Here is a 26,398-nt window from a genome sequence, read left to right as displayed (position 1 = left end):
TTGATATTGGAATCTATGTAAAAAACTTAAATAATCTCTTGACTCAATAACTCTGAATCCTAGTTTCAAGGTTATTCTAACAGTCAAATTTGTCCTAAGTGACGCCACATAAAGGCTGTCTCAGTACTTGTAAAACAAAGATGTTAACTTATCCCTAAAGTTATCCACCGTTTTTGTGGATAACTGTTGATAACGTTCTCGCTAAGTTGCGCAAACCCTTTGTTTACAGGGACTAACCTCTGTTTATTAAATCGACATAAATACACATTAGGTTTCATTTAATGCTAAGAAATGTCGATTTTAAGGCGCTCAATCCCTAATTTAAGCCGTTCGCTGGTCAAATAAAAAGCGGTCTAACTGTGGCTTCTATCCTTGGCTAGTGCTTTGGTATAAAAATTCACAATCAGACCGCTTCAACAATCTATTTAAGGTTTTCTATATCAACTATCCAAAGTCCTTATTTACAGGCGCCAACAGACGCTTGATTAAGCTGTTAACCACAGCAGCAAGGGTTATGAAAGTGAGCACAGGTAAAGCAACCCACAACATTGGATGCAGTGACGGTTCTAACTCGAATCCAAAATTCATCACACCGGCCACACTCATTTCAGAACCGAGTGCTGCTATTGAGCCCGCAACCAATGCCATTAATCCATATTCACACCATATGGTGTTGAGGATACGTTTCTTGCTTGCCCCTAGAGTACGATATAAACGTATCTCTTGTTGTCTTTGAGATAAGCTAAGACGTAACAGCGTAAAAATAAGTAATAGCCCAGCGACAACACCAAGCGCAGCCAGCACGGTAATTGACCAAACAATCTGTTTGAGTAGCTCTTGGATCTTGCTGCCCATCACTCGGATATCCATCAAACTTACGGTTGGGTGGTTCCGAGAGAGTTCACTGAGCATAGAATTGTGTTGATCTTCTAGCCTAAAGCTAACCAGCCAAGTAGAAGGTATTGAGCTCAGTACGTCTGGGGTGAAAATGAAGTAAAAGTTTGGCTTCATTTCACGCCATTCCACTTTTCGGATGCTATTGACTTTGGCTGATACATTTTGACTGTTGATAGTAAAAACAAGCTCGTCGCCAATGTTCAAACCCAGTTGCTCGGCAACATCAGACTCAACTGATACGCCCTGCTCTTGCGTCCAACTGCCTTCAAGTACTTCATTATATTCTGGTAGCGCTTCGCCCCAAGTGAAGTTAATTTCACGGCTTAGGGCGTCGGTACGCTCTGAAGTATCACTGTATTCAGATGCTTCGACACCATTGATTGTCGTCAGTCGTCCACGAATGATTGGGAATGCTTGTGTGCGTTCAACTTGGTTTTCATCGATGGTTGAAAGGTAACTGTCTTTCTCATAGCCGGCTATGTTAAGCGCAAATGCATTCGGCGCATCCTCGGGCAAGGTTTGTTGCCAATCTGACAACAGATCACTCCTCACCAACCAGATGATAGACAACAGCATCAATGATAGTGCCAAAGAGCCAAATTGAATGCCCGTCGCAAGCGGTGTGCGATTGATTCGGCTTATAGCCAAACGCATTGAGGTCGATGTTGGCAACTTACTAAACAGTCGCAAGACGAGCGTGCTCACCAAAGCGAGAATCAAGAACAAGCCAACGATTCCTGCAAGAACAATCCACACCAACAGATTATCACCATACATCAACATCATTGGGATGATAGGCACTAACAACAATGCGAACTTCTTATAGCTATCTTGTACCTTGTGATTTGATTGAATGACGCTGATCGCAGAGGTATTGACTAGTCCAAGCAATGGAATTCCAAGTGCTGGTACACCAATTAGAATACTCGATACGATGGCAAGAATGGCAGGTTCGATACCATAGCTAGGAAGCGGAGAAGGCAATAAGTCACCAAGCGGAATACGAAGAAGAAACTCTAGTCCGATCCCGATCGCGATACCCAAAACGGCACCAATAACGACCAGTAGTGAAACTTGTACCGATAGCCACTTAATGATCCATTGTTTGCTTGCTCCCAAGCTTTTTAACATAGCGATAGTCTTTCGGCGGCTCGCTACATAATGTTGGCACGTCAATACCAAAGTAGTCGCTGCCATAATCACGACAATAGCGACCGTTAGTGATAAGTATTGAGTGGTGCTCTCAAACATATCATTAGTGCGGCTTGCTGAATCTTGCGTACGCCAACGATCGCTTGGCGTTAATTCGATACTGTCTTGAGCTGCTTTAAGTTTTGCATCATCACCGTTTAAGAACAGTCTGAAACTTACACGGCTTCCCGGTTGAATAGCCCCTGTCGCGTCAATGTCATCATTATGAATCAGTACCGCAGGCATCTGTTGGAAAGGGTTAAAGCTTAGCCCCGGTTCTTGAGTGATTCGCCCTGTAATGGTTAGGTCAGCGTCGCCGATAGTGACATTGTCACCTATTTCAACTTCCAACTGCGCGAAAATGCGTTCGTCGAGCCACAACTCACCGGGCTTAACGCGATTGCTCGATGCATTGTCTGCACCTTCTAGAACCATCTCACCGCGCAATGGGTAGTTACTCTGCACCGCTTTAACTGTCACCAACTGCATCGAGTTATCGCTAAATGCCATGGTTGAGAAACGGGTTAACTGAGAGCTTTCTAGTTGCTCAAGTTGAGCGATGTCTAGCAGTGGTTGTGGGATTGGGTTTGCTGAGATGAACACACTGTCAGCGGTGAGTGCATCTTTCCCCTGTTTTACGATGACCTGCTCCATGCGCTCAGCCAAAGCTGATAGCGCAAAAACACAGGCAATGATCAGTGTTAAAGCGATCGATACCGGCCATAGCTGACCATGTCGAATCTCTTCAATGCTCCATGAAAATAGGCGTTTGTTCAGTCCGTTTGATGAATTCAATTTAGACTTCCTCTATCTGTCCGACATGCATCTTCAGCGTTCGTTGGCAGCGTTGTGCTAGCTTAGGATCGTGTGTCACCAATACCAGTGTGGTGCCGTGAGAAGAGTTGAGCTCGAACAGTAGCTCGACGATTTTTGCTGCGGTTTGTTGGTCTAAGTTCCCCGTTGGCTCATCAGCAAATAGAATCTTTGGCTTAATCATAAATGCTCGAGCTAAAGCTACACGTTGTTGCTCGCCGCCTGACAGTTGAGATGGCAAATGATCGAGCCTGTCTTTTAGACCAACCGATTCGAGTAAGGCTGTTGCGCGCTCTATGTCTTCATCTTCGCCTTTCAGTAAACATGGAAGGGTTACGTTTTGTAGTGCAGACAAACTAGGAATTAAAAGAAAGCTCTGAAAAACAAACCCAACCGACTCGCTTCTAATTTTCGCTCTCGCTTCATCATCAAGCTGTGATAGCGGTTGCCCTAGCAGATGAATTTCACCTTTTGTAGGAACATCAAGCCCTGCAAGTAATGTCATCAAGGTCGATTTACCGGCTCCCGACGTACCGACAATCGCGACTGTTTCACCTTCACGAATATCAATATCGACATGCTCTAGGATTGTTAAATGTTCTTGATTAGTAGACACTGTCTTGGAAACAGCTTCTGCTTTTATGATGGATGTATGCATGACTCGACTAATTTCCTTTTTGTTCTTTGTATTATTTTCTACCGCTTCTTTTGCTCAAGACTCAGCGCCAGACCATGAGTCTAAGCTACTCATACTTGGCGACAGCTTGAGTGCTGGCTACAACATGGATATCAAACAGAGTTGGCCAAGTTTGTTACCAGATGCTTTAGCGAAACACGACAAAGCGGTGATCGTGGTCAATGGCAGCATTTCTGGCGATACAACGGGTAACGGTTTAGCTCGTTTGCCACAATTGCTTGAAGATCATGCTCCAGATACAGTTCTCATTGAACTGGGTGCGAACGACGGTCTTCGAGGTTTCCCACCTAAGCTGATGTCTTCAAACTTGGATCAAATCATCAAACAAGTTAAAGCCGCTGGTGCCAAACCAATCATGATGCAAATTAAAATTCCGCCTAATTACGGCAAGCGTTATAACCAACAGTTTGAATACGTATTTGCAGCGTTGGCTGATCAACAAAATGTGCCGCTGCTGCCGTTCTTCCTCGAGCACATCATTCTAAAACCTGAGTGGATGATGAACGATGGACTACACCCGAAACCAGAAGCTCAACCTTGGATTGCTGAATTTGTCGCCGAAGAATTATATCAGTATCTTTAAGTTTTAATGGTCTAGCTCAATAAATTTTACACAGCTTTACGTTAGCCTGAATGCATATCACCGTTAACTGTAAGGTTATTTATGCTGATCGAACCTGTTATCAAGGGTGTGGTAGCTAAAAGCGCTCACCCTATTGGCTGTCAAGAAGCCGTTAAGCAACAAATTAAATTCGTTAAGAGTGCGCCGCAAATCAAAGATGGCCCTAAACGAGTCTTAATCATCGGCGCTTCCTCAGGCTTCGGCCTTGCTGCTCGTATCGCCCTAACCTTTGGTGGTGCACAAGCCGACACCATTGGCGTCTCATTCGAACGTGGTCCCAACGAGAAATCCCTTGGCAGTGCTGGTTGGTACAACAACATCTACTTTAAAAAAGAAGCGGAACGCGAACAGCGCACGGCTATTAATATCGTAGGTGATGCCTTCTCTAAAGAAACACGCGCTCAAGTTGTTGAAGCGATAGAAACCTACTTCGAAGGTGAAGTTGATCTGGTTATTTACAGTTTGGCTGCTGGCCTTCGCCCTAAACCTGATTCTGATGATTTTTGGCGTTCTGCTATCAAACCTATTGGCGAAAGCGTGACAGGCGCGACCATCTCGCTTGAAAATGATTGCTGGGTTACTAACACCCTTGAAGCGGCAACGGCTGAGGAAGAAGAAAGTACTCTCAAAGTCATGGGCGGCGAAGATTGGGAAAGTTGGATAGACGAACTCATCAATGCCGAATCTATCGCTCCTGGTTGTAAAACTATTGCCTTTTCCTACGTTGGCCCTGAAGTGACACACCCTATTTATCTAGACGGTACTTTAGGTCGCGCAAAAATCGATCTTCATCAAACCAGCCATGCGCTTAACCTTGAGCTAGCTAACTTTGGCGGCAATGCCTATGCGACGGTATGTAAGGCATTGGTGACCAAAGCGAGTGTATTTATCCCAGGCTTAAGCCCTTACTTGCTTGCGTTGTACAAAGTGATGAAAGAGAAACAGACGCATGAAGGCTGTATCGAGCAAATGCAGCGCCTGTTTAGCACTAAGCTGTATGGTCAATCTAAAGTACCGCTTGATGGTGAGCGGTTAATACGAATGGACGACTGGGAACTAGATCCAGAGACGCAAGCCCATGTGACAGAGTTGCTCGATAATATGGATGAAAACAACTTCCAAACCCTAGGTGATTACCAAGGATTTAAAGATGAATTCTTGCAGCTAAACGGCTTTGCACAACCATCAGTCGACTACACTAAGAAGCTGAATAGTGAAGACTTTATAAAATTAAAGCCTTAGTCGAAATTTATCTCATTACTGAGACCCATATTCACATTTGAAAACCTCTGCAAAATTGCCGAGGTTTTTTTGTGCAACATTTCTTATACTTAATTAACGTAAGATTCACAGTTTTATTTGGTTCATCATAATTAACACAGGATGTGTTGATGCATTTAGCATAATTGACTCGGAGTCATATGAAGAAAATAAAAACACTCGATTTAGATATCCCAGACGATATGGAGCACGGTTGGCAAAATATTGTCGATCTCTTAGCTCAAATTACTCAAGTGCCAGCTGCGCTTATTATGCGTGTTCACTCAAATTACATTGAAGTATTCTCAACAAGTCATAGCGAGAACAACCCTTACAATAAAGGTGACTCAGAAAAGTTAGGCAACGGGCTTTATTGTGAAACAGTAATGGAATCGCAACGGCGCCTACTCGTACCGAATGCGCTCAAAGATCCATCATGGGAAAACAACCCCGATATTGAACTGGGCTTGGTCTCTTATTGTGGTATTCCCCTCCTTTGGCCAAATGGCGAAATCTTCGGAACCATTTGCATCTTGGACTCGAAGGAAAATCACTATACGCCCACTTATATCAAACTACTTGAGAGCTTTCGTACCTCAATAGAATCTCAGCTTAAAACCCTTTTCCAACATGCAAAGTTAGCTCAAATGAATCGCGACTTAAAAAATCGCGTCTACACACGAACTAAAGATCTCGCCAGTCTGAATTATTCATTGAATCAAGAGATTGATAAGCGCAAAGCGGCTGAACAAAAAATCAATTTTCAAAAGAACCACGATCTCGGAACCGGCTTCTTGAACCGCAATGCGTTTGAGTCGCGTCTTAATCACAAACTATCATCACAACGTCGACTTACTGATTGTTCATTCGCCGTCATTCATATCGGCTTTACTAACGGGAGGCGTATACAAGCGCGATATGGCTACAACGCGTTAGACAAAGTTTTGGTGGAGTACCGAAAACGTATCGACAGCATTTCTGATATCGACGTATTAACAGCACGCCCTACTTCTGTTGATTTGGTATTGGCGTTCAGCGTTAAGGATTTGCACCATCGCCTCGAAGAGCTTTGTCAAACACTGGTAAAGGTTGGTCACTCCGAATTCGACATAGATAAGGATAAAGTTCACCTGCACGCGTTTATCGGCATTGCGACCACCAATAGTGAAGACGATGCTGAGAGCATTCTCCAGAAATCCTCTGAAGCTATGCTCGCATGCAAAGATTCCGGACAAAAGTTTGCCTACTACTCTCAGTCTCATACTGACGAGCAAAGCCATATCAACAAGATCGAAGGTTATTTGCTGCAAGCGGTACGTAACGATGACTTGATGCTCTATTTCCAACCTAAAGTGTGCCCGTTAACTCACCGCTGGGTGGGCGCCGAAGCTCTACTTCGTTGGCGACACCCTGTTTTAGGGGACATTTCTAACGAAACGTTGATTCACATGGCCGAGCAGAACGGATTGATTTTTGAGGTCGGTAGCTTTGTACTGCGTAATGCGATTGAAAAAGCCAAAGAATGGTCTGAATACGTTGAAGATTTTAAGATGGCGGTTAATGTGTCTGCGGTGCAGCTCAAGAACGCGCACTTTGCTGAGCAAGTCGTTCATTTACTAGAAACCTATCACCTTGAACCTCACTTCTTAGAACTCGAAGTGACAGAAAGCGGACTGATTGCAGATGAAGTGGTGGCAAAGAACACGCTTGAGACACTACATGATATAGGCGTGACATTGTCACTAGATGATTTCGGTACCGGGTACGCGTCATTCAGTTACCTTAAGAAGTTTCCATTTGATGCAATCAAGATTGATAAGAGTTTCATCGACCAGATGCTCGACTCGAGTGAAGACTCTGAGATTGTCCGTTCCATCGTCCAGATCGCGAAAAAGTTGGATCTGAAAGTGATGATTGAAGGGATTGAATCAGAAGTTCAGGAGCAGTTTATTATTGATGAGGGCTGTGATGTTGGCCAGGGTTACCTTTATGGCAGACCGATGCCATGCCAAGAATTCGAGCATAGCTTAGTCAATCAAAACTATTTAGGGACAACTCGTTACGCTTAAAGCAGAAAAGCACAGTTAGTTTTGGATTTAGGCCTAGTTTCTCTTTACTCTATAGGTGGTGATTTTTATAATCGCCGCCTTTCTGTTTTTATCTTCCCCTTTATATAGGCATTCCTCGTTATGGATCAGTTGACTGCAAAGCTTAAAAAGCTCGAAAAACAAAACTACCGTGCATATCAACAAATTAAAGGTCAATACGACTTTGCTGATTTCGAATTACACATCGACCACATTCAAGGTGACCCATACGCGTCAGCTTCTCGTTTTCGTGCAACACGCGCGTGGTCGTTAACTGGGTTAGATTGGCTGAAAGAAAAGTCTTATGAATACCAAGTAGCGGCTCGTGACTTTATTGCACGTAGCTTTGCTGAGTTCGCAAAACAAGAAGCGACCGTTTCTATTGCATTAACGGGTCAAACAGTACTCGACAACACTGCCGTTGTGTTTACTGAGCACGGTATCGAAATTCGTTTCCGTATTAACCTACCTGCTGATGGTCGTAGCATTCTTGCAAAGAAAGCGAACAATATCATCACCTTCTACCTGCCGAAGTTTATCCGCCGAGCAACGCTAGAGCGTGAACTGAATATCGATGCAATGATCAAACACTGTGAAACGATCGAAGACCAAGAAGCACTACGTGCACAGCTAGATGAGCATAACCTAGCGGCATTTGTGGCAAATGGCAGTGTATTACCACGTATCGCGGGTAACTGTGACCTTCCAATGAAAGATGCGGTTCCTTTCACAGCTCCAGAATCTCTGAGCGTTACCTTAAACACGCCAAACCAAGGCGACGTAACAGGCTTAGGCATTCCTAAAGGCATTACATTGATCGTTGGTGGTGGTTTCCACGGCAAATCGACACTATTGAATGCGGTTGAGCGTTCTATCTACAACCATATTCCTGGTGATGGCCGTGAAGGCATTGTGACTGCGATTGATACCATGAAGATTCGCGCTGAAGATGGCCGATGTGTGCACAGCTTAAATCTGTCTAACTACATCAATCATCTTCCGATGAAGAAAGATACGTCTGATTTCAGTACTCAAGATGCTTCGGGCTCTACCTCTCAAGCCGCTTGGCTACAAGAGTCGATTGAAGCCGGTGTTCAAACCTTATTGATTGATGAAGATACATCTGCGACCAATTTTATGATCCGCGATGAGCGTATGCAGGCGTTGGTTTCTAAAGGTGCCGAGCCGATTACTCCTCTTGTAGACCGTATTGGCCAGCTACGTGATGAAATGGAAATCTCTACCATCGTCGTTATGGGCGGTTCTGGTGATTACCTTGACGTTGCAGACACTGTGATCCAAATGCACGACTACCAAGCAGTAGATGTGACAGAGAAAGCAAAAGATGTGATTGCCCAGCACCCTACTCAGCGTACTAACGAGTGTGAAACACCATTAGAGATGTTTGTTCCTCGTTCACTGAACCGTGCATCACTGATGAACATCCTTACTGATGGTAAGTTCCGTGTAAGTGCTAAAGGCAAAGAGTCTTTGCGTTTTGGTAAAGAGTTCGCTGACCTATCTGCACTAGAGCAACTTGAATCAACGTCTGAAGTCAACGCGATTGGTTGGGCGTGGTTCCAGTTTGCACAAACGCCGGGCTGGTCGAACAATCCTGCTAAAGAGTTTAACGCGATTCTAGGTAATGATTGGCACCAAAATATGCCTAACTACGGTGACTTAGCGAAACCAAGAACATTGGATGTTATGGCGGCTCTTAACCGCATGCGTAAATCTCAGTTCAAGCCTTCGAACTAAGTTCTAATTAATCTCAAATAACGGCTCCCAAAGATGGGGGCCGTTTTTATTCGTACTCATCTAAGAACGGACACTATCGAACCATAAATGTTGAGTAACGAGCTTTGTGCTCGATTAATACGCTGGTTATCGCTCTACGTTTCCTTGCCCATGATTTATATAACTCTGCTTATCTTTGAGAAGCTCATAAAACATGACATTGTTTTTACGAAGCTATGGTAAAGTCCGCCTAAACAAGTGTAACTAAATGTAACAGGCTAAGATTTGATGTACCACAAACGCGTAAAAATGCGTGATCATAAAAGTGAAGTAAACCTGTTTAGAAATCGTGTTATTGTCGCATTCATAGGTATTCTGCTTTTCACTCTCGTCTTAGTCGGTAACCTATACCGACTCCAAGTTCAAAACTTTGATAGCTACCAAACCCGCGCTGACGGGAACCGAATTAAAGTGCTCCCTATCGCCCCTACGCGAGGCCTAATCTACGACAGAAATGGTGTGTTGTTGGCTGAAAACAAACTGGTGTTTTCACTCACCATGATCCCTGAGCAAACAAAAGATGTAGACGTGATGCTGAGCAAGCTCAACGAGTACATTCCACTGAGTGAAGAGCAAATTACGCGTTTTAAAAAGCGCTATCGCAATACCCGTCGCTTTAAGTCCGTTACGATATTAGAGAATCTGACGGAAAAAGAGATCGCAAAATTCTCGGTTCACCAATACTTGTTTCCAGGACTGACAATCGATACCAGCTTAAAGCGTTTCTACCCTAACGGTGAAGTACTGACCCATGTATTAGGCTACGTTGCACACATCAATGACAACGACCTAAGAAAACTAGAAGAACAAGGCAAAGAAGCGAATTATCAAGCAACAACTATCATCGGTAAGCTTGGTGTTGAGCGATACTACGAAGATATACTTCATGGTCAAAAAGGCTATCAAGAGGTTGAGGTAAATAGCCGGGGCCGTGTCGTCAGAACCATAAAATATGTTCCACCAGTAGCCGGGAAAGACATAGTGCTCAACATTGATCTTGAACTGCAAAAGTACGCGTTTGAGCAGCTTGACCATCGCACTGGTAGCGCGGTTATTCTCGACCCGAAAGACAACAGTGTTTTAGCAATGGCATCAAGCCCGAGTTACGACCCTAACCTTTTCGTTGATGGCATTTCTAGTAAGAATTACCAAACACTACTCAATGACCCTGCCCATCCATTGGTAAACAGAGCAACGCTAGGTGTTTATCCGCCTGCTTCTACTGTAAAGCCGTTCATGGCTGTTGCAGGCTTGGAAGAGCATGTAATTTCAGAAAATACCATTCGTAATGACCACGGTGTTTGGCGTATCCCAGGTTCTAAGTCTAACTCCAAAGCGTGGCGTGACTGGAAGCGTTGGGGCCATGGTCCGGTTGACGTAACACAAGCAATTGAAGAGTCTGTGGATTCATTTTTCTATCAAGTGGCATTTGACCTAGGTATCGATCGGATCAGTACATGGATGAACCGTTTTGGATTTGGTAAGCCATCAGGTATCGACATATACGAAGAAAGTAACGCCAACATGCCGACTCGAGATTGGAAGATGATGCGCTACCGAACGCCCTGGTATCAAGGTGACACGGTACCGATCGGTATTGGACAAGGGTACTGGACTTCGACCCCGCTGCAACTTGCGAAAGCAACCTCTGTGTTAGTCAATCACGGGAAGGTCATGCCTCCCCATATACTGCGAGCAACACTCGATCATGGTGAAGACTTTGAGACCCAACAGCTAGTAGAACCAAAGCAAATGCCATCTATTGACGAAGTTCCAGACAAGATCTGGGATGTGTCGATTAATGCGATGCGACTAGTGAACCATGGCAGCCGTGGTAGCGGCAGGAGAGCATTTAAAGGAACCAAGTACACAAGTGGTGGTAAGTCGGGTACATCGCAAGTATTTGGCTTGGCAAAAGATCAGGTGTACAACTCCAAAAAGCTTGAAAGGCATCTACTCGACCATGCGCTCTACACTGCCTTTGCGCCTTATGAACATCCGGATTATGTTGCCACTGTCGTTATTGAGCATGGTAATGGTGGTTCTAAGGTCGGTGCGCCGTACATCCGTAAAGTGCTTGATTACGCATTCGAACATAAAAGCGGTGTGAGTAAAGGTCACTCATAACTGATAAAACGTAAAAAGCCCCACTTGTCTAAAGTGGGGCTTTGTCGTTCATAAACCACAATACATCTAACTGAGAATTTTAGCTTCGCAAGACGTGCCACGCTTCGCACAATCTTTGAAACTGAGCCGTGTTACCTTGATCTCGATCTGGGTGCCAGCGCAGTGCTAGCCTTCTCCACTGCTTACGAATTTCCTCTGGGGAAGCGTCGAGCGGTAATTCAAACAGACTCAATGCGCGGCTTCGATCCATGTCAGTTTCGACACCACCCACATACTTTTTATATCGAGTCCAAAACTCATTCAATAGCCTTCTAACTTCACCCTCTTCGGCCTCATAGTTTGACCAGTCGATATAGTACTCACGCAACGGGTCTTGGTGGTCAATAGCGTGTGTACTTCCATGATATCGGCCACACATTAGCTCTATGTCCATCGCCTGAACTTGAAGCCAATTATCTGGGTAGAGTGTTTCTTGCAGTTGGTATAGCGCATTCATGATTAAGAAGTTCTTCTTGAATAACTCCTTCTCTGGGGTTTGGTCTAATACTGGAACGAAACCGAGTTCATTAAGGTGCGTGGCCAAGGTATGCACTTTCCACCCACTTGGCTTTTGTTTGAGGACTTCCATTATCGGCCAGAGCAACGGGTTTTCCATGTGAGCATAAAAATGACGGCTTATGTCTTGTTGGCTCGATGAGTCTGGGTTGTCTAACATAATTGATTGGGCCCGCTACCATATGCATTTGTGTGTATTATTAATTGAAAGCGATCTATCGCGGTTTGTCGAGTTTCAAAATAAACAAATTTCAATTAGTTGTATGTTCTAACAACAAAAAGGCCAGCGTGATGCTGGCCTTTAGAGTATGAAGTCTGACTAATTAGATAACGCCTAGTTCTCTTAAGCGCTCCATTAGGTACTCATTTGCTGTGTACTTTTCAGATAGAACCACTTCTGGTTTAGGGTGCAAGAAAAGAGGCAGTGAGATGCGTGATTTTTCTTGGCGTGCGCCAGTTGGGTTAATTACACGGTGAGTCGTTGATGGGAAGTAGCCACCAGACGCTTCTTGAAGCATATCACCGATGTTGATGATCATGTTGCCGAAGTCACACGGTACATCAAGCCACTCGTTGTTTTGAGATTTAACTTGTAGGCCTGGCTCGTTCGCTGCAGGTAGCACAGTAAGAAGGTTAATGTCTTCGTGTGCTGCAGCACGGATAGCTCCTGGTTCCTCATCACCTTGCATTGGTGGGTAGTGAAGTACGCGAAGTAGAGTTTGTTCGCTGCCGTTGATCATTTCTGATAGAGCGATAGAGAACTTTTCTTGTACTTCTTGAGGTGCGTGAGCTTCAACCCAACCTAATAGCTCTTGAGCAAAAGCATTAGCGCGTTGGTAGTAATCTAGAATCTGCTCTTTAAGCTGCTCAGGAATTTGACCCCAAGGGTACACGTGGAAGTACTCTTTAATGTCTTTTACCGTGTGGCCCTTTGCAACTTCAGACACTGAAGGTGGAAAATAGCCATCTTGTGTTTCAACATTGAAGTGGAAGTTCTCTTTCTCCTCAGAGATAAAGAATTGGTACCAGTTCTCGTAAATTGACTCAACAAGCTCTTTCGGGATTGGGTGGTTTTTCAGTACGCCAAATCCAGTTTCACGTAAAGAGCGAACAAATTGTTCTGCTGCGTCGTCAGCAAGATAATCGACAGTTTCCAGTTTCATGACTTTCTTTCTTGTTATGTAGTGATACGGGGATTTTATGGATCGCTTTGTTGTAAATCAAACTTTAGTGAAACTCTCGCAACCGTTTGTCTAGATACTGGGCGATAACGCTACTTTTCAACAATTTTGGTAATTAAAACCCAATTGAACAGTGTTCATTATTGTGTAACTATACATCAAACTTATATAGGATCTGATGATGACAATTACGCCACTTGCTCAAAATAGACCTCTACTCTCGCTCACTGCGTTGTATCTCGTTGTTTTTCTATTCTCAGCGTTTGCACCGTCTTCAAGAGCAGTTTGGATCGCAGAAATCGTACCCGCCCTACTGATTCTTGTCGGGATTTGGTGGTTATCGACTAAATTAACGTTTTCAAAAACCGCTTATGTTTTGATGTTCATTTGGTTAGCACTGCACACGATTGGCGCTAAGTACACTTTTGCGGAAGTACCGTTCGATTGGTTTAATCAGTTAATTGGCTCTGAGCGCAACAATTTTGATAGAGTCGCGCACTTCTCTATCGGGCTTTATGCCTACCCGCTCGCTGAGTATCTAATTCGGAAGAAATTGGCTCAACCCGTGATTGCGTGCTTCTTTGCACTGTTTGCCATCATGAGTGTTGCGGCAGGCTATGAGATTATTGAGTGGTGGTATGCTGAAATCGCAGGTGGTGATGAAGGTATCGCTTTCCTTGGGTCACAAGGTGATATTTGGGATGCGCAAAAAGACATGCTATGTGATACGACCGGAGCGATCGTCTCACTGCTGCTTCTCAAGCTTCAAGGACGTACCAAAGTCTAGCCAAACACTTCGTTAACTCAGTTTATTTAAGACATAATTTCAAATGCCACACGTGCTTTACGTTGTGGCATTTTTTGTGTTTAAACTTCAAGGCTATTTCATAGTGACCTTACCACCCACGAACTTAAATGCGGGTGTGCCTCGTACTAAGGTATCTCGAGCAAACTCAATTCCACATTCAGGGCAAATGCACGGCTCTGTTGTAAAGTCTTCAACAATCCTTTCCTTAAAACATTTTACGAGCGCACCCTTACCGCCTTTTCGATATTTGAATAACTGTGTTTTACATTTCGCACAAAATATTTGAACGGTTTTCGTGGGTTGCTTCTTGTTTGGTTTCGCCATAAATGTAACGTGCTGATTCTTATTGTTTAAGTTTAGGCGCTACAAGCACTAAGCTTATTCCGACTAATATGATGGTTGATGAAATAACGAATTGCATGGTGACAGGCTCCGAGAGCAACAATACGCCGCCGAGTGTCGCGATAACCGGAACCGAGAGCTGTGCGATTGATGCCACAACAGTATTGAGCTTCTTCACTACGTAGTACCATAAACTGTAACCTACGCCTGAAGCTACAGAGCCAGACAATACGGCATAAATGATCCCTTGTTCAGATATCGAAATATCAAGAGCTGAACTTGGTACTACGAGCCACGGTGATATGAACACCAAGACAATCAAAGAACAGAACCCAAAGTTAGCCGTTGTTGACATCAGGGCATTTGAAGATCGCTTGCCAGCCAAGGTATAAATACCCCACCCGATACCCGCCAATGACATTAGAGAGATTGAAACTAAATCAGGTGTAATTGTTGAACTGGTCGGCATTAGCAAATAAACAAGCCCTGAAACAGAGAGCAAACAGCCAGCCCACTCAATTAAGGACATCTTATTGCCTGAGATGAGATGAGCCGCGATCATGGTAAATTGCACCGCAACAAACAGAACTAACGCGCCAAGCCCTGCTCCCAGCTCTAAGTAAGCAAAAGAGAAACCGAACATGTAAACAAGCAATGACAATATGGAGACTAAACTGAATTGAGATTTGAGCTTAGAAAACAGCGATATAGGACTAGATTCAGTTGTGTTATTGCTATTCTGGGACGCTATACCTAGCAAAATCAATAGAGTAAACGCGCCAGATAAAATGCGTATAACAGAAAAACTCAAAGGATCGATGGTTTGAACCGTCAATGCCCATCGACAAAGCACGGAATTTGCCGCAAAGGCCACCAGCGTAATTAATGTCACTAAGACGGTTTGCATTATTGTTCCTTTGCCTTTGCCTTTGCTGAATCTATCCACGTACTAATCAACGTCAGGTTTAACCCAAACTTGGCTAAAATCGAACCAACCAAGCGCATTACACTTCGCGTTTTGTAAGGTACCGCACTGGTCTTTGTTTACGCCTAACCAACAGTGGAACATAGGTATCAATTGGTTGCTTTGTACCAGTTGCTTACCAAGCTGCCTTGCCGGAAATTGTTCAAATTCACCTGAGCGCCAACGATCAATCATATGACACCATTGATCAAAGTCTTCTGCCGGGCTCGATTCATCAAGAAAACTGTAATCCATAAGCCAGCATGCCAACGCATCGTCCCTGTTGTTGGCAATTCCCATAGGGTTAATCCAAATATCCACGTCATCCGCGTGAGGGGGATCGGTTTCGTAACCGAAAAGCTCCACATCGACGTTATATTGCTTGAGTACCGTAACAATGGCCTTGGCAAGCGTAGGAAACATAGGGTGTTGGCATTGATATGCTAATTTAATCGAAGGCTTAGTATCGGCTGGTGGACATACTGGGACTTTTAACTTGATATCGTACCAACCTGGTTTGATGCCGTAAGCATGCAATACGCCCAAATCAATGACTGTCTCTTTGGGGATATGCACAAACAGGTCGGCAGCATTTAGAGCGTTAGACAAAAACGCTGCCCACGCAGGGTCCTTTGCGATACCTTTCTTTCTATTGAGCAGTAGATAGGTACATCCCGGGTCAAGCTCTACCTCATCACTATCACCACGATCAGCCATAACTGGCTTGGAAAGGCTCGGATAAACCATGGATGAATAGGCTTCGTCTACAACCCAAACTTCCACTCGGTCGATCAAGGGTCTAAACCCAAAGTAGCCGTTGAAAGCGGTTAACACGAGTTGTTTTTCGTCATTCTTCTCAATGCGATACGGTCCAGTACCAATTGGACGAATATCATAGTCCTCCCCTCGTAAAATCATCGGTAACGTTACTTTTGCAACAGATTCTGTGAGCGCAAGTGGGAAGTATTTATCTGGGCGCGTCAGAAAGACATCAACCACGCAATTGGCCGGAGATGATACGTCTTTAATATGGGAGAACATGTTGAGTGGTTCTAGTGCTAGCAGCGTATCAACAACATGATTTGTCATAAGTGGTTCGCCGTTATGAAAGCGAACCCCTGGCCTTAAGAAAAACCGCCATTGATGATCACTGATTTTTTGCCAAGAATGCGCAAGGTCAGGCTGTAACTGGTCATTCTCATCCAAGCGAGTTAAACCACTGAATACTTGGCAGGCGATGTGTTGCTCTGAACGACGCATCGACTTGGTTGGGTTAAGCATGGAGAGCGGACGATAGTAAGGCAAACGGATAACCTGTTCACCCTCTTGGTACTGAACGCCCAAGTAGTTTTGGATGACTTGGGTTAGCTTCGCGGCATTTTGATCAAGAACAGACAATGCCTGTCCAATCTTACCTTCTTCTAAGTAGCGCCTTGCCAAGTTTTCGCTAACGTCACAACGGTTCTGCTTAAAAATGAGTTGGGATAACTTACCTCGACCAGCTGCAGGTAGCCACTCTACCCAGCCCTCTTCTTCGAGTTTGTTGAGAACCATTCTAGCATTTCGACGGGTACAACAGAGTACATCTGTTATGTCATCAAGCTGAACATCAGAGTCTTTACCATCGAAGTATTCAAATAGGGTTTCGAATTGAACGCGAAGTCTTGGGCTACTCATAAAGAGGAAAACTTAATCAAGGGATATTGAATTCAGTTTCCTCATTTTATTATCGAAAATCAATCTAACTGATAATGTTTTTACACAGAATTATCGAATTTAGGCAGCCTTACTCAGATATAGACAGGCGACAAGTACCAAAAGTGCTTAGACGCTATAGAGCTACATGACATCACAGCCAATTTCATTGGCAATGTCGCGTAGTTGTTGCTCGTCGTCGAGTTTAATTGACCACTTACATTCAGAGCCGTTTGCGGAGATGACATTTGCCCCTTTTCCGATCAGCTGAACGGCATCAACCTGTGCTTGTAGCGTGACTCTATGTTGACCATCTAAACGCACAACAAGCTCATGTGCTGTTGCAATGACTTTTCCACTTTTAAAGGTTATGACCATGGATTTCTCAAACTAGGATTATGGTGGGTAATGGAGTTAAAACCGTTAGTCACAATGGGTCTAACAGTTTAGTGATTTATCGCTTGTGCTTTTTTACTGCAATGGTGAGACGACTTGTGCAAACTAAGCGTTGACGCTCGTCAGTGATGTTTATCTGCCATACTTGTGTCGATACACCAAGGTGAATAGGCTCAGCGGTACCGATTACATGCCCTTCACGCATCGACCTTACATGATTCGCGTTGATATCGAGTCCGACACAGTAGTAGCCTTCTGGCACGCAGAAATTTGCTGCTAATGAGCCTAACGTTTCTGCAAGCACAACGGAAGCGCCACCATGAAGCATACCAAGTGGTTGGTGAGTGAAGTGACAAACTGGCATCGTCGCCACTAATGAATTGTCGTTTACCTCGGTATAAACAATGTTGAGGTGCTCAATTAAGGTATTCTTTGAGGTTGCGTTGAAGGTATCTAGGTCAACAGGCTTTTTCCAAATAGTCATGCAGGGTCCTTAATTATTGATATCGTTATCGCTTGAGCAGATTTCGCTAATAGTGTCTGTTAGTGTCTTACATCTAATAAGTTATCTTATAGCTATTAGCCATTACGCAAGTTGATGTTAACATGCATAAAAACCGAATACACAGAGGATATTGTATGACGTCATGGATGAAGTTTGCCTCGCTTCTCACACTCGCAGGCTTAACCGCGTGCAGCGCTTCCCCAACGGGAAGAAATCAATTGCTGCTCTTTTCAGACAAAGATATGTCTCAGCTTGGTGCGCAATCTTTCGAACAGATGAAGAAAGAGCAACCTATCAGTAAAAATGCAAAGACCAACGCTTATGTACAATGTGTAGCGAATAGCATTACTCAACATATTCCTAAACAAGGTTTCAGCGAATGGGAAGTGGTTGTTTTTGATAGTGACCAAGTAAACGCGTTTGCCTTACCTGGTGGTAAAATCGGTGTGTATACTGGGCTGCTTAACGTAGCTGTAAATCAAGATCAATTAGCGACGGTTATAGGGCACGAAGTCGCACACGTTTTAGCTGATCACAGTAACGAACGTTTGTCCCAATCGCAGATCGCCAATACAGGTTTATCGATTACGAGTGTTGCTTTGGGTTCATCTGAATACAAGCAATATCAAGGCGTAACCATGGCTGCGTTAGGTTTAGGTGTCCAGTATGGCGTGATTCTACCTTATGGTCGTACACAAGAATCTGAGGCCGACATCGTTGGTTTAGAGTACATGGCACAAGCAGGTTTCGACCCAAGGCAGAGTGTCGACTTATGGCAAAACATGGCGAAGGCATCTGGCGGAAGCCAACCACCAGAATTACTATCGACACACCCTTCTCACAGTACTCGAATCAAAGATCTACAAACCAAGATCTCGACATTGCCAAAATCAAACGTCGCAAGGCCAAACTGCAAAGCCTAGTCTCAATGCGAAGAGAACCTTTATAGCAGAGCTCGACTAACACATGATAAGAAAACGCCCTATCCAATTGGTTAGGGCGTTTTTAGTTTAGCTAGATTTTCTTACTTACCTTTACTCTATAGCGAGCGTATTAAGTACCAAGGATCTGTAACGGCAGGCTTAATAGCTGGTCGCCCGTAGAAGCGAAATACCAAATAACCCCGATCAAACTAGATACTAGACCTACATACCAAAGGAAAGAAACTACTTGGCCATATCTATCTAGTGGTAATAAATGGCTATAGTGGCGTCCTCTCCATTCAAACAGGATTTCAACACTGCCCATAATCAATAAGAAACCAAACAGAGTTAGATTTAACTGGTAACTAAGCACAACTCCAGCAACCGCTGCTGCGACACACAGAACAATACCGAGCACGCTGTTCATTGAAAAGCTGATACTTTTTAGAACATGACCACCATCGAGAGGGAGAATTGGTAGTAAGTTGAATAAGTTTAGTAAGGCATTAAATACCGCAAGGCCTGCAAAGAACATCTCGCCTGTCAACCAATACAAAACGGTAAACACAAGCGATAATATCAGTCCAAATAGAGGCCCCATGATTGAGATAACGACATCTTGCCATCGTGTATTAATCTTTTCATCAGAGAGAGCTAAACCTCCAAGGAACGGGATAAGATAAATACCTTTAGTTTTCATGCCGAAGTATTTCATGGCTCTAATATGACCATATTCATGGAACATCAAGCAAGCGATCAAAGCGAGAGCGAACTGGATAGAAAATAGCCACGTATATGCCGCTAAACTTGCAGATGCAAGCACCACTTTAATCAACTTAGCACTCTTAAGCGCTTTCATTCCCAGCGATACTAACCCAATTAGGCTAAAACGCTTTTCAGGTTTAGGCGCGACAACCGGAGTTTGCTGTTCGATGTCTTTAGTATTACGGCTTCCTTCGGTGATGACTTGTCCGTTAACCAGCGCCTTATAAGCCATCTCAAAAGGTTGCCACTGAACCGTAGATTCGACGTGACACTGCAACGTTTCTTCGCCAGACCGAAGCATAAATGTGTGTGTTCGCACATCACCATCTTCCGAAGTCGCATCTAATTGAGACACTAATGTGTTGTCCCAAAATAGCTGCTGCCACCCTGCCATCGATCCTTCTAAACGAAGCGGTTTTCCAAGAAACTCTATCGCGAGTAATTCCAAACTATAAATTCCAATTAAATGACCATCAAAATGAGCCGATATTATGCCGATTTAGCGAATGGCGGTAAACAGAAACAAAATCGTTACATATTGGGCTATTGAACACTATTTATACCGCAATGGTGCATAAACGTTCTGGTCACACCTCCAACCACAAATAAATCATTGATTGTATTTATAATATTGATGTTAAAGTGCCGCCCCTCAAAAATATAAGTTCACAAAATAACAACTCTTTCTTTGACTTTATATAAAACATGAATTTAACATGCTGTTTACATTAGAGCTTCAACACCAAAAATGCTCAGTGTGTTTTCAAACAAGAATAATGAAATTTGATGCCCTAGGAGGGTCAAGGATGAAAACAATACAACGCTCTCTCGTTTCACTGTCAGTGCTATTTGCATGTAATTCACTTGCCGCTGGCTTCCAAGTTGCTGAGCATTCTGCTTCAGGTCTTGGTCGCTCGTTCTCAGGTGAAGGTGCAGTAGCTGACAACGCGAGTGTACTAGCAAGAAACCCCGCCGCAATGACCCTATTTGATACAGCCCAATTTTCAGGCGCGGTTTCTATCGTTGATCCAGAAGTAGATATTACACAGAACAATGTTCCGGGTTCTGGCGGCCAAAGCCAGAAGTCCAATGACGTTGCACCTTTGCAAGTCGTTCCGGCCGCTTATTACATCAGCCCAATCAACGAAAAGTGGGCTTGGGGTATCGGTATGTTCTCAAACTATGGTGTAGCGACTGACTACCCAGACGATATCTATGCTGGCGATCTCGCCGGTGATACTTCTCTGATCTCGGTTAACATCAACCCAAACGTAGCATATCGAATTAACCAACAATTCAGCGTTGGTGCTGGCGTGAACTTTGTTTACGCTGAGGCAGAACTGAACCGTCACCAAGGTTCAATTTCTAACATTACCGGTGATCCTGCTTCTACCAAATTGATTAGCATGACGGGTGAAACTTTTGCATTCGGTTGGAACGTTGGTGCGCTATATGAGCTAAACGAAAACAATCGTTTCGCTATCGCCTATCGTTCTGAAGTCGACCTAGATTTTGATGATGGTGACTTTAACGATTACACCGGAAGCATCGTACAAGGCAGTGCTACATCTACAACAGGTCGCCTTAAGATCACATTACCTTCGATTATAGAAATCTCCGCTTTTCACCAACTGACTGACCAGTGGGCAATTCACTATGGTTGGCAGCAAACGGGTTGGAGTAGCTTCAAAGAACTTAAAGCGACCAGTCCAGATTGTGTAAATGGTGAATGTTTCAAAAAGACTGAACATTACGACGATAACAACCGTTACTCATTAGGTGCGACTTATCAACTGAACCAAGCGTGGACTCTGCGAGCTGGTCTTGCATACGACGAACAAGCGGGTGAAGCGACGTTAAGTATCCCTGATAGTGATCGTTTTTGGTACAGCGCAGGTTTAACTTACCAGTACAGCCCTAACCTTTCCTTCGATGCTGGTTTTGCCCTTGTACAAAGTAAAGATGGTGATTTCAAAGAAACTAACGAGCTAGGCCAAGAGCTAGAGTTCTCTGGCGATGCGGTTGCGTATCTATCAGCGATTCAAATGAACTACACCTTCAACTAAACGGAATTACAAAACATGAAAAAGTTATTTAATGTTTCGCTGCTTGCTTCAGCAATGTTTCTTGCTGGTTGTGGTGACGACACATCAAGCTCTGGTGCTTCAACAGCAATTCAGTATGAGCAATACATCCAAGATTCACTTGCACAAGCAACGAGTATCAAGTTTCAGCTAACAGGTGCAGACATCGCAGTACCTCTTCCAAGCTTTGCGTTGATGGATACGACAGACGGCACACTCGGCCTACCGACTGGTGGTGATGACTCATTGACTAACCCTATTGCCGCGATGAATACCATGGATGGTTGGTCGACCTCTATGCCGATCATCATGGATTTTGAAGGTGCTGGATTAGCGGATGGTGCCGCGACTGGTGGCGTTTATCTTTTAAAACTTAGTGGTTCACTTACATCTGAGACCACGCCAAGTGTTACAAAAGTATTGACGCTAGGTAATGAATTCAATGTTCTATCTAGTGCTACAACCGACACATTCACGATCGTGTTTAAAGATTCACTTGATGCATCCAGTGAATATGTGTTGGCACTGTCAAATGAACTTACGGATGTGAATGGTGACCCTGTTGGTATGTCAGCAAGTTACGCTGCTCTTAAATCGAGTGCCGTGATTTATACCGAAGGTAGCCTTGCACAAGCTCAACAAGTCACTCAAGGTGTTGAGAAGATCTTCGCTGGCGCGACTGCAGCAGGTGCAATTAACCTGGATACAGAGAACATCATTTATTCAACGTGGTTTACTACTGAGTCTGTTGGAGACACGCTATTTGCTACTAAAGGCGCTACAGCAACAGGATTGGCCGCGACAAACCTAAATGGTGTCTGGAAAGGCAGCGCAAACCCTAACTCTGTCGATCTTACGGCAGCTTACACAATGCAATTCGGTTCTACAGAACTCTTCACTACAGCATTAGCAAACGATACAGACTTTGATAAATATGTTGCAGGCGGCGACGCGACAACTATCGCCACTCTAAAGGGGGCGATTAACGGACTATACGGTGGTACTGACAACGTTGATGTGACTCAGGGTTTTGTTCAGTTACCTTACTATCTAGAAACCAGTACTAGCGAATGGAATTCTCAGCCATTCGAATCAGGTATGCCTAGCTTGGCTAAAGTATCAAATGCTTTAAGCGATGCTAACGAGCAAGCTAATATGGCTGCTCAATTAGTTGCTGCAGGTATCGATACTAGTGTATTAGCGACTGACCAAACAGAACAGCTTAAACTGGTTGGCCTAAACCTGACTTTAGCAGATGGTTCACCACTTGATAGCGAAAGAGTTATTACGAAATACTCTCCAGTTCCTCAGGTAAAATCATTAGAGTCTGTAGAGTTTTTGTTGTTTACACCTAATGGTGCAGATCCTACTGATGTGGTTATTTACCAACACGGTATAACCTCTGCTAAAGAAAATGCGTATGCGTTCGCTTACAACTTAGCGAGAGCTGGCGTTGCTGTTATCGCAATTGACTTACCAATACATGGTACGCGCAGTCTAGATGATACCCGTTCAGCAAACGCAGATGTGTTGGCTTACTTGAATCTTGCTAACCTTCCGGTAGCTCGCGACAACGTTCGTCAAAGTGCACTCGACGTAATGGGCTTAAGAGCTTCTTTAACTGCTTCTTTGCAGGCTGGTTTACTTGCTAGTTCACCTTTGAAAGCATTTGGTGGCTCACAGGTTAAATTCTTAGGTCATTCATTGGGTGGTATTGTCGGAACAACTGCAGTTGCATCATCTAACCGTACGTTGAGTAGCCCGACTGCAGATGCTTTATATAGCTTCAGTGCTGCAGCTATTGAAAACTCTGGTGGACAAATATCTAACCTTTTATTGGGTTCACCGTTCTTTGGCCCGCAAGTTAAGCATAACGTAGCACTAGGCGCTTCTACTGAATACGCAAGTTTCGCTAGTGCTAACTGTACGGGTTTAACAGATCAAGTTTGTTATAACACGTTTGAAAGTAATGCAACTGCGGCACAAAAAGCAACAATGACCGCAGCATTCCAACAGTTCGCTTATGCGGCACAAACCGTGTTAGATACTGTAGACCCGTTTACTAATGCTGATTACTTGCTAGCAGCTTCAACTCAGATGCCTATTTATATGGGACAAGTACAAGACGATCAAACTGTGCCAAATACTGTTGTGGATGCACCGTTCGCTGGTACTACACCACTTGCTACAAAACTTAGCTTAGAAGTAGTAGATGGAAATAGCACAACCCCAAACGGCACTAAAGACTTTGTTAAGTTTAGTGATGTGGCATCGCACAGTACATTTGTCGCTCCTCAAGATGACACTACGCCTATGCCACTAGATTTAAACCATCACATTAGCATGCAGACACAAGCTACAGATTTCTTGGTAGACAATGTTTTATCAGCAGGCTCAGTTAATGGAGCGGTATTGGAACAATAACTCTCCTTCACTGAAACCAAATGCCAGCCTAACCGCTGGCATTTTTGTATCCGCAATTTTTACCTAAGCCTAGTTAACCGTTTGCATAAAACTTTAAAACACAAATGGTTGATCTCAGCTAAAATTAATCAAGACAGAATACCGTACGACCTCTTTCTTTATTGTAAATAAAGTGGATAATAGCCCCGTAAATTAATACCTAATAAATGTGAGTCCATTATGTCTTCTGAAGCTACTATGCTAGAACGCTGCCAATCTAAATGTGAACTATGTGGTTCTGATTCTTCTCTTACTGCATACGCAGTACCGCCACACAGCCACGTAACAGTGGATCACGGCATCATGGTATGTGACAAATGTCTTGGTGAGATTGACGAGCCTAAAGATATTAACCACTGGCGCTGCCTAACTGACAGCATGTGGAGCCAAGAAGCCCCTGTTCAAGTAACAGCATGGCGACAACTAACTCGTCTTAACTCAGAGAGCTGGGCTCAAGACGCGCTAGATATGATGTACATGGAAGAAGAAACATCAGTATGGGCACAAATTGGCATGTCTGCTGATGACAAGCCTCTTGATTGCAACGGCGTTGAACTAAAAAAAGGTGACGACGTAACAGTAATCAAAGATCTTCCAGTTAAAGGTACTAACCAAGTAATTAAGCAAGGTACGGTAATCCGCGGTATCAGCGTTGGTGACGACCCTAAGCTTGTTTCTGGTAAAACTAACGGTGGTCAATCAATGTACGTAATCGCTGAGTTCTGTCGTAAGAAGTAATCTCGCATTAAGTCTGATAGAAAAATAAAAGGCGCTCGATTGAGCGCCTTTTTTGTATCTACTATCAAAATGTTTTCAATTTAGTTGTTTTTCAGCCACACATCTTGGTTTTGTGCCGCTTTCTTCTTCTTTTTCTTCTTGCCTGTGCCAGCAGGCGGCGCAACAGGTTTAAGCGCTGCAATCAGTTCAGCTACCGCTTCTGCATCGACTTCAAAGCCTTCGATTTGCTCACGCTCAAGACGAATCTTGTTCTTCTTCTCGATGATTTTGAAATGATGGTAGTCTTCGTGATCGATCAGAGATAGCGCTAAGCCAACCTCACCGGCACGACCACTTCGGCCAATACGGTGCATGTAATCTGATGGGCTACGCGGTAAATCAAAGTTGATAACAACTGGAAGTTTTTCGATATCCAGACCACGTGCTGCGATGTCTGTCGCGATCAAAACGTCGATCTCGCCAGATTTGAAATCTTCTAGGATACGAGTACGAGAACCCTGTCCTTTATCGCCGTGGAAGACTTCTGCAATAATACCGCGCTTATAAAGCTTGTCTGCTAGGTGTTCACAGCTGTTCTTTGCATTCACGAAGATCAGAGCTTGGCGCCATTCGTGTTGTTTAATTAAATGCGCTAATAGAGCGGTTTTACGACCTTTTTCTACTTCGAATACACGCTGAACCAATGTACTTGCGTTCGCGCTTTGCAGTTGAACCTCTAGAGGGTCATTAAGTAGCTCTTCAGTTAGAGCTTGAACTTGCTCCGGGAAGGTTGCTGAGAACAACAGAGTTTGCTTCTTGTTTGGCAATAGCTTCAAGATAGCGCCTAGTTCTTCTGTAAAGCCAAGGCTTAACATACGGTCGGCTTCATCAAGCACTAATGTTTTGACTTTATCAAGCTTGATTGCGTTGCTTGAGATTAGGTCAAGCAGACGGCCTGGCGTCGCCACTAAGATATCCGTACCACCGCGTAACGCTTGCATCTGCGTGTTCACAGACACACCACCAAATACACAAACGGTCTTAATCGCGCCGTTAAAGTGAACAGCGTAAGACTTAACGCTGTCAGCAACTTGCTTCGCCAGTTCACGAGTAGGAACTAAGATAAGACCAGAAACGAAGTTACCTTTGCCCGAACGACGGTCTAAAGGTGCGCCTTCGTGGATCTGTTGTAAAAGTGGAAGTGCAAATGCAGCGGTTTTACCAGAGCCAGTATTCGCGCCTGCAATCAAATCGCGTCCTGCTAACACACTAGGAATAACTTGCGCTTGGATAGCTGTTGGCTGTTGATATTCAAGCTCTGTAAGGCGAGCCATCAGTGGAGAAATTAAGCCAAGATCAGAGAAGTTGGTTGGTGTCGTGGTGTTAGTCATTAATTGCAGGAACTCAAAGCTAAAATAATAGCGCGCTATATTAACGTACTTCAGCACTATTACGTAACTAAATCGCCTCTTTCTCACCAGTTACAGCAAATTTAACCAATTCACACTC

General features: G+C 44.0%; 21 protein-coding genes. 10 read left to right on the top strand and 11 right to left on the bottom strand.

Annotated elements, in window-relative coordinates:
- Nucleotides 1-444: 444 nt before the first annotated feature.
- Nucleotides 445-2,883 (bottom strand): ABC transporter permease, encoded by a 2,439-nt coding sequence (locus L0991_15410; protein XGB64938.1) that lies wholly within the window; start codon nt 2,881-2,883, stop codon nt 445-447.
- A 1-nt stretch (nt 2,884) separates the two neighbouring features.
- Nucleotides 2,885-3,559 (bottom strand): ABC transporter ATP-binding protein, encoded by a 675-nt coding sequence (locus L0991_15405; GenBank protein ID XGB64937.1) that lies wholly within the window; start codon nt 3,557-3,559, stop codon nt 2,885-2,887.
- Between L0991_15405 and L0991_15400 the strand changes: the two genes are divergently transcribed.
- The 5 genes from L0991_15400 to mrdA all read left to right on the top strand — a co-directional run bounded on the left by L0991_15400 (nt 3,558) and on the right by mrdA (nt 11,491).
- Complete coding sequence (locus tag L0991_15400) at nt 3,558-4,181, top strand: arylesterase (protein XGB64936.1); 624 nt, start codon at nt 3,558-3,560, stop codon at nt 4,179-4,181. The genes L0991_15405 and L0991_15400 overlap by 2 nt on opposite strands.
- An 81-nt stretch (nt 4,182-4,262) precedes the next feature.
- Entirely contained in the window at nt 4,263-5,462 is a 1,200-nt protein-coding gene (locus L0991_15395) for a trans-2-enoyl-CoA reductase family protein (protein ID XGB64935.1), read from the top strand.
- A gap of 179 nt (nt 5,463-5,641) precedes the next feature.
- On the top strand, nt 5,642-7,549 hold the full coding sequence (locus L0991_15390; protein ID XGB64934.1) for an EAL domain-containing protein: 1,908 nt from the start codon (nt 5,642-5,644) through the stop codon (nt 7,547-7,549).
- Nucleotides 7,550-7,669: 120 nt separating this feature from the next.
- Nucleotides 7,670-9,325, top strand: coding sequence for an ABC-ATPase domain-containing protein (locus tag L0991_15385; protein XGB64933.1), 1,656 nt, complete (start codon nt 7,670-7,672; stop codon nt 9,323-9,325).
- 267 nt (nt 9,326-9,592) lie between these two features.
- Nucleotides 9,593-11,491, top strand: coding sequence for a penicillin-binding protein 2 (gene mrdA, locus L0991_15380; GenBank protein ID XGB64932.1), 1,899 nt, complete (start codon nt 9,593-9,595; stop codon nt 11,489-11,491).
- A gap of 79 nt (nt 11,492-11,570) precedes the next feature.
- On the opposite strand, the gene L0991_15375 is transcribed toward mrdA, so the two are convergent.
- Both L0991_15375 and L0991_15370 read right to left on the bottom strand, forming a co-directional pair.
- Entirely contained in the window at nt 11,571-12,206 is a 636-nt protein-coding gene (locus L0991_15375; protein ID XGB64931.1) for a DnaJ domain-containing protein, read from the bottom strand.
- 163 nt (nt 12,207-12,369) lie between these two features.
- Complete coding sequence (locus L0991_15370; GenBank protein XGB64930.1) at nt 12,370-13,209, bottom strand: isopenicillin N synthase family oxygenase; 840 nt, start codon at nt 13,207-13,209, stop codon at nt 12,370-12,372.
- A gap of 199 nt (nt 13,210-13,408) precedes the next feature.
- On the opposite strand from L0991_15370, the gene L0991_15365 reads away from it, so the two are divergent.
- Entirely contained in the window at nt 13,409-14,014 is a 606-nt protein-coding gene (locus L0991_15365; GenBank protein XGB65454.1) for a DUF2238 domain-containing protein, read from the top strand.
- A 93-nt stretch (nt 14,015-14,107) separates the two neighbouring features.
- Here the strand turns inward: L0991_15365 and L0991_15360 are convergent, their stop codons facing one another.
- From L0991_15360 to L0991_15340, 5 genes are all read right to left on the bottom strand, one after another.
- Nucleotides 14,108-14,359, bottom strand: a complete 252-nt coding sequence (locus L0991_15360) for a hypothetical protein (protein XGB64929.1) — start codon at nt 14,357-14,359, stop codon at nt 14,108-14,110.
- A 19-nt stretch (nt 14,360-14,378) separates the two neighbouring features.
- On the bottom strand, nt 14,379-15,284 hold the full coding sequence (locus L0991_15355; GenBank protein ID XGB64928.1) for a DMT family transporter: 906 nt from the start codon (nt 15,282-15,284) through the stop codon (nt 14,379-14,381).
- 42 nt (nt 15,285-15,326) lie between these two features.
- Entirely contained in the window at nt 15,327-17,018 is a 1,692-nt protein-coding gene (locus L0991_15350) for an SgrR family transcriptional regulator (GenBank protein XGB64927.1), read from the bottom strand.
- Nucleotides 17,019-17,180: 162 nt separating this feature from the next.
- Nucleotides 17,181-17,414, bottom strand: a complete 234-nt coding sequence (locus tag L0991_15345) for a DUF3389 domain-containing protein (protein ID XGB64926.1) — start codon at nt 17,412-17,414, stop codon at nt 17,181-17,183.
- Between the two features lie 76 nt (nt 17,415-17,490).
- Nucleotides 17,491-17,916, bottom strand: a complete 426-nt coding sequence (locus L0991_15340; GenBank protein XGB64925.1) for a hotdog fold thioesterase — start codon at nt 17,914-17,916, stop codon at nt 17,491-17,493.
- Between the two features lie 155 nt (nt 17,917-18,071).
- Here L0991_15340 and L0991_15335 point away from each other — a divergent pair, with 155 nt between their 5' ends.
- On the top strand, nt 18,072-18,860 hold the full coding sequence (locus L0991_15335) for a M48 family metallopeptidase (protein XGB64924.1): 789 nt from the start codon (nt 18,072-18,074) through the stop codon (nt 18,858-18,860).
- 130 nt (nt 18,861-18,990) lie between these two features.
- On the opposite strand, the gene L0991_15330 is transcribed toward L0991_15335, so the two are convergent.
- A complete protein-coding gene (locus tag L0991_15330; GenBank protein XGB64923.1) occupies nt 18,991-20,073 on the bottom strand; it encodes a site-2 protease family protein in 1,083 nt (360 codons plus the stop codon).
- Between the two features lie 358 nt (nt 20,074-20,431).
- Between L0991_15330 and L0991_15325 the strand changes: the two genes are divergently transcribed.
- The 3 genes from L0991_15325 to L0991_15315 all read left to right on the top strand — a co-directional run bounded on the left by L0991_15325 (nt 20,432) and on the right by L0991_15315 (nt 24,910).
- The gene (locus tag L0991_15325) at nt 20,432-21,691 is read left to right on the top strand and encodes an outer membrane protein transport protein (GenBank protein XGB64922.1); all 1,260 of its coding nucleotides are present in this window, start codon (nt 20,432-20,434) and stop codon (nt 21,689-21,691) included.
- Between the two features lie 15 nt (nt 21,692-21,706).
- On the top strand, nt 21,707-24,133 hold the full coding sequence (locus tag L0991_15320; GenBank protein XGB64921.1) for a lipase: 2,427 nt from the start codon (nt 21,707-21,709) through the stop codon (nt 24,131-24,133).
- Between the two features lie 219 nt (nt 24,134-24,352).
- Nucleotides 24,353-24,910 (top strand): PhnA domain-containing protein, encoded by a 558-nt coding sequence (locus L0991_15315; GenBank protein ID XGB64920.1) that lies wholly within the window; start codon nt 24,353-24,355, stop codon nt 24,908-24,910.
- An 80-nt stretch (nt 24,911-24,990) separates the two neighbouring features.
- Here the strand turns inward: L0991_15315 and L0991_15310 are convergent, their stop codons facing one another.
- Nucleotides 24,991-26,280 (bottom strand): DEAD/DEAH box helicase, encoded by a 1,290-nt coding sequence (locus L0991_15310; GenBank protein XGB64919.1) that lies wholly within the window; start codon nt 26,278-26,280, stop codon nt 24,991-24,993.
- Nucleotides 26,281-26,398 lie beyond the last annotated feature (118 nt).

Source organism: Vibrio chagasii, from assembly GCA_041879415.1.
GTDB lineage: Bacteria > Pseudomonadota > Gammaproteobacteria > Enterobacterales > Vibrionaceae > Vibrio.
The sequence above is the reverse complement of the archived record's forward strand: the minus strand, read 5'-3'. Positions and strand labels throughout refer to the sequence as shown.